Annotated in this window: 7 protein-coding genes and 9 pseudogenes; 11 read left to right on the top strand and 5 right to left on the bottom strand. The window is 57.5% G+C overall.

Annotated elements, in window-relative coordinates; translation table 11 throughout:
• Position 1: 1 nt before the first annotated feature.
• Positions 2 to 142, top strand: a pseudogene (locus tag BA011_RS45380) (IS66 family insertion sequence element accessory protein TnpB); the annotation flags it as partial.
• The gene (gene tnpB, locus BA011_RS29765; protein ID WP_065283442.1) at positions 123 to 428 is read left to right on the top strand and encodes an IS66 family insertion sequence element accessory protein TnpB; all 306 of its coding nucleotides are present in this window, start codon (positions 123 to 125) and stop codon (positions 426 to 428) included. The pseudogene BA011_RS45380 and the gene tnpB, both read left to right, overlap by 20 nt.
• Here tnpB and BA011_RS29760 read toward each other — a convergent pair.
• Positions 416 to 2,503 carry a recombinase family protein gene (locus BA011_RS29760; RefSeq protein ID WP_065283441.1) on the bottom strand — a complete coding sequence of 696 codons (2,088 nt, stop codon included), beginning with the start codon at positions 2,501 to 2,503 and terminating at the stop codon, positions 416 to 418. The two genes, tnpB and BA011_RS29760, sit on opposite strands and share 13 nt — an antisense overlap.
• A gap of 507 nt (positions 2,504 to 3,010) precedes the next feature.
• Here BA011_RS29760 and BA011_RS29755 point away from each other — a divergent pair.
• Together BA011_RS29755 and BA011_RS29750 are read left to right on the top strand one after the other, a co-directional pair.
• A pseudogene (locus tag BA011_RS29755) lies at positions 3,011 to 3,547 on the top strand (IS66 family transposase zinc-finger binding domain-containing protein); the annotation flags it as partial.
• A 116-nt stretch (positions 3,548 to 3,663) separates the two neighbouring features.
• Positions 3,664 to 3,951: pseudogene (locus tag BA011_RS29750) on the top strand (transposase); the annotation flags it as partial.
• A 115-nt stretch (positions 3,952 to 4,066) separates the two neighbouring features.
• On the opposite strand, the gene BA011_RS29745 reads toward BA011_RS29750, so the two are convergent.
• The 4 genes and pseudogenes from BA011_RS29745 to BA011_RS29725 form a co-directional block, all read right to left on the bottom strand.
• A complete protein-coding gene (locus BA011_RS29745; protein ID WP_065283439.1) occupies positions 4,067 to 5,530 on the bottom strand; it encodes an efflux transporter outer membrane subunit in 1,464 nt (487 codons plus the stop codon).
• Positions 5,531 to 5,814: 284 nt separating this feature from the next.
• Positions 5,815 to 6,962 (bottom strand): IS3 family transposase gene (locus BA011_RS29740; RefSeq protein WP_130718853.1). Its coding sequence is split into 2 segments (ribosomal slippage): positions 5,815 to 6,713 and positions 6,713 to 6,962, totalling 1,149 coding nucleotides; the frame shifts between segments, so codons are not numbered across the junction.
• 196 nt (positions 6,963 to 7,158) lie between these two features.
• Positions 7,159 to 7,632, bottom strand: a pseudogene (locus BA011_RS29730) (transposase); the annotation flags it as partial.
• Between the two features lie 37 nt (positions 7,633 to 7,669).
• Positions 7,670 to 8,110 carry a hypothetical protein gene (locus BA011_RS29725; RefSeq protein WP_065283438.1) on the bottom strand — a complete coding sequence of 147 codons (441 nt, stop codon included), beginning with the start codon at positions 8,108 to 8,110 and terminating at the stop codon, positions 7,670 to 7,672.
• A 5-nt stretch (positions 8,111 to 8,115) separates the two neighbouring features.
• Here BA011_RS29725 and BA011_RS29720 point away from each other — a divergent pair.
• The 7 genes and pseudogenes from BA011_RS29720 to BA011_RS29695 all read left to right on the top strand — a co-directional run.
• Positions 8,116 to 8,523: pseudogene (locus tag BA011_RS29720) on the top strand (IS6 family transposase); the annotation flags it as partial.
• A gap of 57 nt (positions 8,524 to 8,580) precedes the next feature.
• The gene (locus tag BA011_RS29715; RefSeq protein ID WP_065283437.1) at positions 8,581 to 9,783 is read left to right on the top strand and encodes an IS256 family transposase; all 1,203 of its coding nucleotides are present in this window, start codon (positions 8,581 to 8,583) and stop codon (positions 9,781 to 9,783) included.
• A 37-nt stretch (positions 9,784 to 9,820) separates the two neighbouring features.
• Positions 9,821 to 10,135, top strand: a pseudogene (locus BA011_RS29710) (DDE-type integrase/transposase/recombinase); the annotation flags it as partial.
• A 188-nt stretch (positions 10,136 to 10,323) separates the two neighbouring features.
• A pseudogene (locus BA011_RS42595) lies at positions 10,324 to 10,553 on the top strand (IS6 family transposase); the annotation flags it as partial.
• Positions 10,554 to 10,632: 79 nt separating this feature from the next.
• Positions 10,633 to 11,674 (top strand): annotated as a pseudogene (locus BA011_RS29705) (IS110 family transposase).
• A gap of 284 nt (positions 11,675 to 11,958) precedes the next feature.
• Positions 11,959 to 12,429: pseudogene (locus BA011_RS29700) on the top strand (IS6 family transposase); the annotation flags it as partial.
• A gap of 211 nt (positions 12,430 to 12,640) precedes the next feature.
• A complete protein-coding gene (locus BA011_RS29695) occupies positions 12,641 to 13,336 on the top strand; it encodes a response regulator transcription factor (protein ID WP_065283436.1) in 696 nt (231 codons plus the stop codon).
• Positions 13,337 to 13,374 lie beyond the last annotated feature (38 nt).

The following is a 13,374-nucleotide window of genomic DNA, read 5'->3' as shown; positions in this document are numbered from 1 at the left end:
AGAGAGGAACCGGCCGCTGTCCTCTCCAGCGAAGGTGAGCGCGTCACTGCCGAACGGTGTGAGGTTGACGCTGGAATGCGGCGATCTGGACGCGTTGACGGCGATAATTGGAGCATTGGGTCATGTTCAGACTGGGCGCTGATCTCAAGGTCTACCTGCATCGCGAACCAATCGACTTCCGGGCTGGCATCAACAGTCTTGCGGTTCTGGTCCAGGAGACGATGGCGCTGGACCCGTTTGCTCCTGCGGTATTTGCCTTCTGCAATCGCCGTCGAGACCGGATGAAGCTGCTGTTCTTCGATCGGTCGGGCTTTGTGTTGGTCCTGAAGCGGTTGACTGAGGACAAGTTCAGATGGCCCCGCCGCGAGGTGCCGGTGGTTTTGCTGACGACTGAGCAACTGCACTGGATTCTCGACTACGCATTTTGATGCCCCTCCTGGTGAGGCTGAATGATTCTCAGATCGAGGTGATTAATGGTGCGGTTACGAAGGTCGCGAACCGCGTTGACGATCGCTGGGGAATTTTGGAACAAATATGCTCCGGTTGACTGCTGGTCGATGAGCAGGCGCTTCCGCCTGATTTGGACGTAAATCCAATTGACAGGAATATCGAGCCTGGCGGCCAGTTGTACGGCGCTGAGCAAAGTAGGTTCGTGTGTCCATCTGTTGCGCTGCGCCTTTGCCTTGATGCCCGCTGCAAGGCGGAGGCGTTGCACTGTGATCGGCAAAACCTTGTCTTCGCAATTGGGTGAATGGTGTCCTTCGCGCGTCAGTATTTCAGCGATTTGATCGTCGGGCACGCCCGTCAGAGCGAGCTCCAGCAGACGCGCGCGCAGTTCTTCACCGCGCGTGAGCTTGGCGACGGAATTGACTTTCATTTTGACGTGGAGATCAGTCACGGCGCCGCCACGCCACACGATCCTCGCCAAAGCAACGTCGCGCTCACCGCGGTCAAGTACGACTTTTTCGACAAGGCACCGCAATAGTGCCTTGCGATGAGCGTCGGTCGTCGCATCGTTGGCCCAGATTTGGGGAAGGCTATCGAATAACGCAACGACCTTGTTGTTGAGGTCTTTGCTAAACCCACTGCGCTTGGCGGGTTCAGTCGATGCTCGTTGGGCAACGGCATCTTCAGCAGCGCGAAGTTCGCTCAACGCTGCTTCCCATCGACGCTCGAGTTCGGAGGCGACCAGACGATTATCAGGGTCAACGCGATTGAACTGGCGTTCTGCCAGCGCCGCGGCGTAGCGCTTGCGCTCAAGCTCCCGTTCAGCGCCAGCGCGCAAGGCCTTGTTGACCTGCTGTTGTGCCTGCCGAGCCCGCGCTAGCGCGTCAAGCTCCCCAGGCGCCAACGCGGCCAGGAAAGCGTCCGCCACAGCTGCATCGATCTGAGCCGCACGGACACGCTGGCAGTCCGGCAGGCCAGAGTGGGAATGCAGGTGGTTGCAAGCATACTCTCCGCCACCTTTATAGCGGACGTACATCTTGTAGCCACATCGCCCGCACCAGGCGATGCCGTGCAACAGCAATTCGCCATCACGGGGAGCTCCCCTGGTTTTGGCACGCATGTATTCGGCTCTGTTGTCTCGCACAATATCGCGGATCTTCTCATAGGTTGACCAGTCGATGTAGTGGGGGTAGCGATCCTTCACGATGATCCGCCAGTCTTTAATATCCTTGGGTGTTTTCGCCTCTGAACCGCCGTCACGCCCGGCGGCGCGAAAGCGGGTCCGTCCATAAACGAAGGCACCGGCGTAGGCGGGATTCTTCAAGATCCGGGCCACCGCCGAGACCGTTGCTCGCGCCCAGCGTAGTTCGCCAAACCGGTCGCGGCGCGGCAGGGGAAGGTCCCGATCATTTAGGACGCGCATGACCTTGGCGACGGTCCGGAACTTCAGGAATGTCCGGAACACAAGCTCCAGCCGTTCCTGAACACCTAGATCAGGATCTTTTACGACCACCCCGCTCGCATCGCGCACCAAACCAACCGGCAGCATGAGGGCAAGCTCGCCGCGCTCAGCCTTGGCAAGCAGACCTGCGGTCAAACGGCTCCGGATTGTATGCAGCTCAAGCTCTGAGATGGTTCCCTTCAGACCGAGAAGCAAACGACCATTGGCGCTGCCGGGATCATAGACGCCATCGCGATCGGCAATGAGGCAGCCGCGCAGGCCGCAGATATCAAGCAGCGGATACCAATCCGAACAGTTGCGAGCAAGTCGGGTCACGTCGATCGACAGGATCAAACCGATCTCACTCAGACCAACCCGTCCGACGAGTTCCTTAAAGCCGTTCCTGCCGGTCGTAGAGGCCCCACTGATGCCGAGATCGGCATCGATAACGTCAATATCGGCTTCATGCCAGCCAAGTTCACGAGCGCGCTCGCGGAGCGCGTACTGTAGCCGTAGGCTCTCTTGATTGCTTATGACTTGATGCGGTGTCGACTGACGGACGTAAACAACCGCTCTGCGTGCCAGATGGGTGGGCTTGACCAGTTCGGACTTCATGACATACCTCCGCCAGAACTGCGGCGACGTCGTCGAGAATCTGACGCCGCAACGCGGGTGATAACGTCGCCCACAGGTTCTTCGGTTCGATCATCATGACCTTCGAGAGTTTCCGCCACCGCGATAAGATCCCGAACTGCCTCAACGCTAAGTTTAATCTGATTCGTGGCTTCGACATATCCCTGTGTCGCTGACACGGGTATCAGCAAGGTCGATCCACCACGATGTTCAACCTCATACGACGGCGCGAAGTTGCCGCCTCTACGTCCCACCTCACGGATTACATTAAAGGAGCGTCCAAATAACGGATGGCTCGGATCCAGCACCTCGATCTTGTCCGGTGATGATTCGTCAGACTCACAAGCAGGGATATTTCTGTAGGCCGTCGCTCGACGGGATCGATATTGATGCGATAGTGCGCCATCCCGTGCGGCAGTATCAGATCGCTGGCTGAAGTTGGTGAATTGATCGGTTGACGCGGCGACGCGGCTCAGATTCAAAACTGGGATGACCCGAACCGGCGAACCGAACGTTGCAGAACTGATGGCGCAGTTGGCGGCAAATGCTGCTGAAATCGCTGCGCTTAAAGCCGAGAAGGAAGCGCTCTCGCGACGGGTCGTCAAGCTGGAAGAAGAGCTGGCACTTGCACGGCTTCATCGCTTTGCCCCACGCAGCGAAAAGCACATTGATCGCATCTTCAACGAAGCCGAAGAGTCCGCGGACGAGGACGACAATGACGAAGGCGGGGTCGTTGATCTTCCGGACACAGGCCTGCCGGCGGTCGAAGGTACAACGGGAAAGAAGCGCGGCCGCAGACCTCTGCCGGAAGACCTGCCGCGCGAGCGTGTAGAATATGACCTTCCCGACGATCAGAAGGCTTGTCCTTGCTGCCATGGCCAAATGCATCGCATGGGCGAGGCCGTTACCGAGCAGCTCCATATCGAGGTCAAGGCAAAAGTCCTGCAGAATGTGCGGTTCAAGTATGCTTGCCGCCATTGCGACCGCACCGGGATCAACACGCCTGAGGCAATACGTGTCTCACCTTGATTGTCGCCGCGCAGCCACCATCGCGAACTGCGCACGGCGGCGATGAGCCTGTGGGCGAAAATTGCCCGAGCATGAGAGATATCTGCGGATGGCGTCTTTCGCTTGCCTTTCATCCGTTGAGTTTACAATGCCGAACGTTGCTTGACCGGTTCCAGACGATGATCCGCAAGAGAAGTATATCTGACTTGAGCCCTTGGATCAGCGATGCCAAATCAAGCCTGATTGCCTCCTTTGGGAACGGCGTTTCCAAAGACATCGATGCCATTCGCAATGCTATCAAACAGCCATGGTCAAGCGGTCAGGTTGAAGGCCAGATCAACAAACTGAAAATGGTGAAGCGGCAGATGTACGGCCGGGCGAAAATCGATCTCCTTCAAGCCCGCCTTGTCGGACCATCATGATCAAACGTCATCGAAAGTGCGTCTGACCCAATTTTGGATGCTGATTGACAGATGCCTTCGTGGTTGATGCCGGCAGCGAGGCAGAGGTCGAGATGCTCTTCAACGCAGCGCTCGGCTATTGCGTATGCGCGGACTGGACGTTTGCATCTGCGGCGACAACCGTCGAGGCCTCCACCTTGGGCGACGCGACTTTGGGAGCCGCAAATCCACCGCCGATTGCTACATTCAACCTCACGTGATCCTTGGCCAGTTGTTGGATCGCCGCGGCGAGGCTCGCCTGAGCGCTGGACACCTGCCTTTGCGCGTCGAGAACATCGAGGAGAGACGAGGCGCCATCCTTGTACGAGGCCGTCGAAAGCTTCAGTGTTTCTTCGATCGTTTCTACTTGCCTGCGACGTGAGTTTACTGTGCGAACGTCGCGTGGGACGGCTGTCAAAGCGTCCTCGACTTCCTGCACAGCTGTCAGGACGGTTGATTTCCAGCTTATGTAGGCCGCTGCGGCGTCCGATTTAGAAGTCTCGACGTTTGCCCGCAAACGGCCGCCGTCCAGAATCGGTAGGTCAAGGCTCGGCCCGAAGGACCATTTCGAGATACCCCCGTGACGGCCACGCTGATTGATATAGCAAGGGGTGATCGAGCCGGAGAGCGTTATCGCGGGATAAAGCTGTGCTTCCGCCACGCCGATCTTTGCAGTCGCGGCGGCGAGATCCCGCTCAGCCTGGCGAATATCGGGTCGATTGCGAATAAGATCGGCGGGAATGCCGGCATTGATCTCTCCGCGATAGACCGGCTGCCCTTCGCTTTTCTGCAGTTGCTTGACCACCGTTTCCGATGGCAAGGCGAGGAGGGTCGCAATGCGATGAGCCGACACGCGGAAATTCAGTTCCAGACTTGGTATTTCGGCAATCGTCGATTGGACAAGTCCTTCGGCCTGCAAGACATCCAGCCGGGAAGCCGCTCCCGCTTCGAGTTGAAAATTCGTGAGATCGTAGGTCTCCTGGCGCGACTTCAGGTTCGCTCGGGAAATCGAGACGCGCTGCTGGTAGTACCGGGCGTCGATGTAGGAGGAAACCAGATCTTTAATTAGAGCCAGCTTTGCGACGTCGACAACCGCATGCGCAGAATCAAGAGAAGCCAGTGCGCTTTCGGTGCTGCGCTGGTACTGGCCGAATACGTCCAGCAGCGAGGTCAACGATAGTTGCCCGCTGGAGATATTCTGGGTGCTCGTGACATCTCGCGCTTTGCCGATCTCGCCGCTTGTCTTGTGTGATGTCCCAAAATCGAGGTTGGGAAGGCCCCCGGCGCCAGCGATGGTGACGTCCGCGGCGGCGGCATTAATCCTTTCGAGCGCCTGCTGAACACTGAGGTTCTCATCCAGGCCGGAGGCAACGTACTGGTTGATCGTACGATCTGAAAAGGAATTCCACCACGCCGACACCGCAACATCGCCGGCGCTCTGTTTTGCACCCTCGGAGAACTTCGCCGGTAAAGGCGTTTCCGGCGGTGCATGGTCGGGCCCGAGCATGCAAGATGACAAAAGCAGCGGCAACACCGCAGCGGCTAGACGGAGCGAATGCATTTCAATCAACCTCGATGGTTTTGTCGTGTGTCCGTGGTCTCGTCGGCACAAGTCATCATTGGCGTCTGTATGTACTGAGTAGGTTCAGGTCCCGTGGAGGCTGGATGGAGCGTTCATGGAGGCACCGTAAACTTAACGCTGCGAAGACAAGATCTGGGAGTGAGGCTTTGGTTCATTCGGCGTGAAGGCGCGCGATTTGGCGCCATGCTTGCATGGCAGTTGCTCGCAATTGTCGATGGTGGTGGATGGAATATTGGCCTGCTGCCGGTTTATCGGACACGAGGTTAAGCTAATCCCACCTTTGTTTCAAAGTCATTGGGGCTGAGATAGCCCAGTGTCGAGTGGCGACGCTTCGGGTTGTAGAAGCGCTCGATGTAATCGAACACATCGGCTCTGGCGTCATTCCTCGTGCGATAAACCTTCCGTGCCGTTCTCTCCGTTTTCAGTGAGGAGAAGAAGCTCTCCATTGCAGCGTTGTCCCAGACATTTCCAGAGCGGCTCATCGAGCAGGTGATGCCGTGATCTCCCATGAGGCGCTGGAACTGCTCGCTGGTATATTGGCTGCCCTGGTCGGAGTGATGCAGCAGAGCATCTGGTTTTCCTCGACGCCATATCGCCATGATCAGCGCATCTGTGACGAGTTGGGCTGTCATGTTGGCATTCATCGACCAGCCGACGACACGGCGTGAGAACAGGTCGATGACGGCTGCGACATACAGCCAGCCTTCCGCGGTCCAGATATAGGTGAAGTCAGCCACCCATTTCTGGTTCGGACGGTCTGCCACGAACTGGCGGTCCAGCACGTTAGGCATGATGACGGCACGGTCACCGGCATCCTTTGGCAAGCCACGCCGCCTCGGTCTTGCCCTGAGCGCATTCAAGCGCATCAGCCGCTCAATACGATGGAGGCCACAGGATAACCCTTCCTCCAGCACATCGTGCCAGACCCGTCGGGCACCATAGGTGCGGTCGCTGGACTGGAAACTCTGCTTGATCCTTTCCAGCAGGACCTCGTCATGGCGTGCATGTTCGCTCGGAGAACGATTGAACCAGGCGTGGAAACCTGAACGAGAAACTCCCAGCGCTTCACAGAGCCATGCCACCGGCCAGATCGAGCGGTGCTTTGCAACGAACGCGAACTTCATATCGCGTCCCTGGCAAAGTAGGCTGCGGCCTTTTTTAGGATATCGCGCTCTGCCTTCAGCTTTGCGACTTCACGACGGAGCCGCTCGATCTCAAGCTGCTCCGGCTTCATTTGCCCTTTTCCAGGAAAGGATTGGCTGGGATCGTCGCCGTATTCCCGAACCCATTTGCGCAACACATTCTCGTGGACATCAAGATCACGGGCAGCCTGCGCAACGGCAACCCCACGCTCCCTGACCAGCTTCACCGCCTCAAGCTTGTACTCGCGGCTGAATATTCGTCTTTGCATTCATGCTCTCCGGTTTCAGGAGGAACACCTTAACCTCGTGTCCATGAAACCGGCAGCAGGCCATATCGTGGCGGGGAACGTTAAAGAGGTTGGCGATCGGGTCGTGTACGGAAAGCGCTTCATGATCCTCTCCTCCCATCGGACGGCGTTGGTGCACCGCTCAGCGACGGGTCATCATTCGGTCTTTGATGCGTACTTATTTCGTTGCTGCCGTCGGTGCCTCGCAACGAACGGATTTCGGGCGTCCGCAGGCGAGCATTCGGTTCAGTATGGTGACCCCGATCGCAGCCTCTGTCTGCTGCGACCGGAATGAACGAGCGTGCAAACGCGGCCCGATGATGCCCTTGTATCTGCCCATCGCTGTTTCGATCAGCGCCCGTTTGCCATAGCCGGTGGACGTCTGCCATTTCAGCCGGCCATCTGCCTGCATGGATGATATGTGGTCGTCTCTCTGGCAGGATGCTTGGACGTTGGGCCGTTCAACCGCGTTCGAGCGCGGTGGAATGACGACCCTTGCGCCTGCGCTGTGACGGAGAACTGCGTCGTAGGTTGGATAGCCATCATAGGCTCCATCGGCAGTGAACTGGTCGATCTCATCGTCGATCTGATCCAGCAACGGCTCCAGCTGCGAGGCATCGCCGGTTTCCTGATCTGTCAGACTATGTGCAATGGGGACTGTCAGGAATTCTGTGCGGGGGGCCGGTTCATTAGTTGAAGAACCGCTCGCCGAAGATGACGGCGAACTGTGTCTTTGCTTCGACCCATTCGGGTGCGCGCCGGACCTGTTGCTCGAACAGCTCATGGATGCACCGCTCCGACGGATAATCCGCCGCCGTCCGGTTCAGATCCTCCAGCAGATAGGTGCGCTCGGCGGCCGGCAGGATGTCGAGGTCGCGCACCGGCCTATTGGGGGCATGCTCCAGCGCCTCGGCCAGTTGCTCGAGCACCTGCTGCATGTAGCCGCAGACCCGATCCGCAGAGATCGGCTCCACCACCTGCGCCGTCAGGCCGAGCGCCTCGCCAGAATCCTCCACCGACAGGGTCAGCGGATAGTTGGTGCGCTCCTCGCCGCCCAGCCGTTCCATGCCGGACAGCACGTCGCTTGGCACCGTAAAGTTAACCGACGGCTGATGAAGATGTGCGTACATGGGCCATGTCAGAAGTTGCTCGTGATCCGCTTTATCGTCGCCACCGCTATCCCGCTGAGATCATTGCGCACGCGGTATGGCTCTACTTTCGCTTTCCGCTCAGCCTGCGCATGGTTGAGGACATGCTGGCGGCCCGCGGCATCATCGTCACGCATCAGACCATTCGAAGCTGGGCGGAGAAATTCGGACGGCATTTCGCCCGGAAGATCAAGCGACGGTCAGCCGGCTGCCTGGGCGACAAATGACATCTCGACGAATGTGTGGGGGCCATCAATGGCAAGAAGCAGTGGCTCTGGCGTGCGGTCGATCAGGACGGCTTCGTCCTCGAAGTACTGGTGCAAAGCCGCCGAAATGCCAAGGCGGCAAAGCGTCTGATGCGTAAGTTGCTGAAGGCTCAAGGGCGGACACCACGGGGACTGTCAGGAATTCTGTGCGGGGTGCCATGATGATGAAAAGGAGAGAATCATCACATGGCTATCGAAAAAGAACTTCTGGACCAGCTTCTTGCGGGACGTGATCCGTCCGAGGTTTTCGGCAAGGACGGCTTGCTGGATGACCTGAAGAGGGCGCTTTCGGAGCGCATTCTCAATGCCGAGCTAGACGAGCATCTCGATGTTGAGCGTAGCGAGGGGACCTGTGCCAACCGGCGCAATGGCTCCTCGAGGAAGACAGTTTTGACCGGAACGTCGAAAATGACGCTGGCCATTCCGCGCGACCGGGCCGGCACGTTCGACCCGAAGCTGATCGCCAAATACCAGCGCCGCTTTCCCGATTTCGACGACAAGATCATCTCCATGTACGCCCGCGGCATGACGGTGCGGGAGATCCAGGGTCATCTCGAAGAAATCTACGGCATCGAAGTATCGCCAGACCTGATCTCGGCGGTGACCGATACCGTTCTGGAGGCAGTTGGTGAGTGGCAGAATCGTCCGCTTGAGCTGTGCTATCCCCTTGTGTTCTTCGACGCCATCCGGGTCAAAATCCGGGACGAAGGTTTCGTTCGCAACAAGGCCGTCTATGTCGCACTCGCTATTCTTGCGGACGGCACCAAGGAAATCCTCGGGCTATGGATCGAGCAGACGGAAGGGGCAAAGTTCTGGCTGCGGGTGATGAACGAACTGAAGAGCCGTGGCTGCCAGGACATCCTGATCGCTGTGGTCGATGGCCTGAAGGGCTTTCCCGAAGCCATCACTGCCGTCTTTCCCCAAACGATCGTGCAGACTTGCATTGTCCACCTGATCCGGCATTCCTTGGAGTTCGTTTCCTACAAGGATAGAAAGCCCGTCATGCCGGTGCTGAGAGCCATCTACCGTGCCAGAGATGCCGAGGCGGGCCTGAAGGCACTGGAGGCCTTCGAGGAAGGCTACTGGGGCCAGAAATACCCTGCCATCTCTCAAAGTTGGCGGCGCAATTGGGAACACGTCGTTCCCTTCTTCGCCTTCCCGGAAGGTGTCCGCCGCATCATTTACACCACGAACGCCATAGAGGCCTTGAACTCGAAACTTCGCCGGGCCGTGCGCTCGCGTGGGCATTTCCCTGGTGACGAAGCCGCCATGAAGCTGCTATATCTGGTGCTCAACAACGCCGCAGAGCAATGGAAGCGCGCGCCGCGGGAATGGGTCGAAGCAAAGACACAGTTCGCCGTCATCTTCGGCGAGCGGTTCTTCAACTAATGAACCGGCCCCCGCACAATTCCTGACAGTCCCGACACCACGGGTCATGATCACCGACAAGCTCCGGTCCTATGATGCCGCCAGGCGCGACCTCATGCCCGGTGTCGAACACCGGTCGCACAAAGGCCTCAATAATCGAGCGGAAAATTCGCACCAGCCGATCCGACGACGCGAAAGGACCATGAAACGCTTCAAGTCGGCACGCCAGCTTCAGCGGTTCGTTTCCATCCATGATCCGATTGCCAACCTGTTCCACTTTCCCCGCAATACGCTGTCATCGGCTCAACATCGAGACCTGCGTAACGCCGCCATGCAAATCTGGAACAAAATCGCGTGTGTCGCCGCAGCCTGACAGCCGTCCCGGCCAGCTATCGCTGCATCAATCCGCTGATAACTTTACAGTGCCCTTCGCTCGTATGATTCCCTATGTCAACTTTCTAACTTCTATGGCCAACGATTTAGAAAATCTTGATTTCTCGAGGACCCACAAGGGCATCGTCAACTTAACGGAATGTGGAATTCGATGTGCGATGAAGGTTGATGACAGACCGTGATCCACTCTATCGTCGACATCGCTTTCCCGCTGAAGTTATTGCCCACGCCGTGTGGCTCTATTTCCGTTTCCCTCTGAGCCTGCGAATGGTCGAGGACTTGCTGGCTGCCCGTGGGATCATTGTCTCGCACCAGACCGTCCGGCTGTGGGCGGAGAAATTCGGCCGCACTTTGCCAACGAGATCCGTCGTCGATCATCCGGTCGGCTTGGCGACAAATGTTGGGGTGGACGGCCCCCGAACGGCATCGAAATGTGCCAGAGTGAGCTGTTAACGATCTCAAACGAAGGAGCCGTCCGTGGATCAGATTATCCGTATTGGCATGGATACGTCAAAGCACGTCTTTCAATTGCATGGTGTGAACGCCGCCGAGCGGCCGATCCTGCGCAAGAAGATGCGCCGCAAGGAGATGGTGGATTTCTTTGCGACATGCCCACCGACCGCGATTGCGATCGAAGCCTGTGCCGCTTCGCATCACTGGGCGCGGTTGCTGACAGGGTTCGGACATGAGGTAAAGCTGATCGCGCCACAACTGGCGAAGCCCTACGTCAAGCGCGGCAAGAATGATGCGGCCGATGCCGAAGCGCTATGCGAGGCGATGCCGCCCGACGATGCGGTTCGTTCCGGTAAAGAGTGCGGATCAGCAAGCCGCGCTGATGCTGGTGGGCATGCGCGAGCGCGCTGTCGCCGCACAGACGCAGCTTGCCAATACGATTCGTGGCTATGCAGCTGAGTTCGGGCTGACCGCGGCCAAAGGCATGTCTCATCTTCCGCTCCTTCTGGAACGCATCATGATTGATGAAAGCATTCCGGCTGTGGCGCGTGAGCTGTTCGCGTCTCTCGTTGAGGAATTTGCGCAGTTGGGTGAGCGCCTGAAAGAGGTGGAGGCAAAACTGATGGCTTGGTATCGCAACAATGAATGTTGTCGCCGTCTTGCAAAGATCCCTGGTGTCGGACCAATCGGCGCGGTCTTGCTGGTGATGAAAGCGCCGGCACCGGAACAGTTCAGATCTGGAAGGCAGTTTGCCGCCTGGATGGGCCTGACGCCCAAGGATCATTCGACTGCTGGCAAAGTCAGGCTCGGTATCATTACGAGGGCCGGCGATGAGGCATTGCGCAAAACATTGGTCGTGGGTGCGACCTCGTTGCTTCGACAGGTGAGAGCGGGAAGAGGCAGGAACGCTTCGCTCTGGCTCATCGAGTTGCTCAAGCGCAAGGCCCCAAAACTCGCGGCTGTCGCGTTGGCCAACAAGATCGCCAGGATCGCCTGGAAAATGATGGTGACCGGCGAGGCTTACAAGGGCAATGCTGCGCGCCCGGCTCTGGCCTGCGCGGCGTGAAGAGATCAGTCGGTCACGGTGAGCAGGATACAGACGCTACCGTGCTGAGCTGATGCGTGAACTTGCAGGAAACGATTAGATGGTGTGATCGATCGATCCGAGACGCGGTACACATCCGTAGATGCCAGTGGCCCAACGAGGCCGATCAAGTGTTTGGAACCCACGTCGCGGAACCCATCTTGGCCAGCGTTCATGTGTGAACGCAACAAAAGGCCGGACATATGAACGCAAGAGATCCGATCAACTCATCAAAGAGTTCTTGCAAGGAGGGGGCCGTCCACATATGGCTTCTCGATGAAGCCGTTATTTCAATCCGTGGCAAGAAGCATTGGCTGTGGCGCGCAGTTGATCAGGACGGTTTCGTCTTGGAGGTTCTCGTACAAAGCCGCCGCAATGCAAAGGCCGCCAAGCGCCTGATGCGCAAGCTCTTGAAGGGTCAGGGACGGTCGCCGCGTGCGATGATCACCGACAAGCTGGGGTCCTACGGCGCAGCAAAGCGAGAGATCATGCCGGGTGTAGAGCATCGCTCCCACAAAGGGTTGAATAATCGGGCGGAGAATTCTCACCAGCCAGTCCGGCGGCGAGAGCGGATCATGAAGCGCTTCAAGTCACAGCGACATCTACAACGCTTCGTCTCCATCCATGATCCGATCGCCAACCTATTTCAAATCCCGCGCCACGACATCTCTTCCGGCCACCATCGCGAACTGCGCACGGCGGCGATGAGCCTGTGGGCGAAAATTGCCCGAGCATGAGAGATATCTGCGGATGGCGTCTTTCGCTGGCCTTTCATCCGTTAAGTTTTCGATGCCGTCAGCAGTGTTCGACGACTTTCTCCTAAGGTTGACGCCCACGTGCGGTCCCATAAGGTAAGCTAATACGTACCGAGATTGAGCGATTCGGCCCTACGGTTGAGCGACAGGCTCGATGCTTATTCGCAATCCAGAACTGTTAGGAGTTACAGCCATGAGCAATGACTTGATCCTCATCATTGAAGACGAGCCGGAAACTCGCGATCTAATGCACAGGTACCTTCGGAGAGAAGGTTTTAGGACAGTGGATGCTCCCAATGCAAAAATTGGCCTCGAGCACTACCGGAAGCTGAAACCCGATCTCGTACTTCTCGACATCACGTTGCCCGACCAGAACGGCTATGAGGTGCTGGCTGAAATCAGGCGTCTCGGCAATACGCGGGTGATTCTTGTGACGGGAAGGCGTGAAATTATTGACGAACTGCAGGGCTTTCGAGTCGGATCGGATGATTACGTTACCAAACCGTTCCATCCGGATGTGCTGGTAGCCCGTGTCAGCACGGTGCTAAAGAGAGGCGTTGATCGAACCGCCAATCAGCTAATCCGCGTTGGAAACCTGATAGTCGACTACTCCGCACACACGGCATCGGTAGATCAACCGACCGGACAAAAAGACCTGAATCTGACTCTAAAGGAGTTCAGCCTGATCGATTGTTTGGCCCGTACCCCCGGCCGTGTGTTCGAACGTAGTCACCTGATTGACAAATGTTATCCAGGCGATGGGCCTCTCGATCGAACCATTGACTCTCATATGTGCAATTTGAGATCCAAACTAGAGGCCGCAGGCGCTAGTTGTATGCTGGTCACTGTCCGGGGAGTTGGATATAGGTTGGAAAATAGCGATGGCTAGACGCAAACATACAGTCTGGAAAAGGTGATTGTTCGCGC

This window comes from Rhizobium leguminosarum (assembly GCF_001679785.1).
Taxonomy (GTDB): Bacteria; Pseudomonadota; Alphaproteobacteria; order Rhizobiales; family Rhizobiaceae; genus Rhizobium; species Rhizobium leguminosarum_R.
The sequence above is the reverse complement of the archived record's forward strand: the minus strand, read 5'-3'. Positions and strand labels throughout refer to the sequence as shown.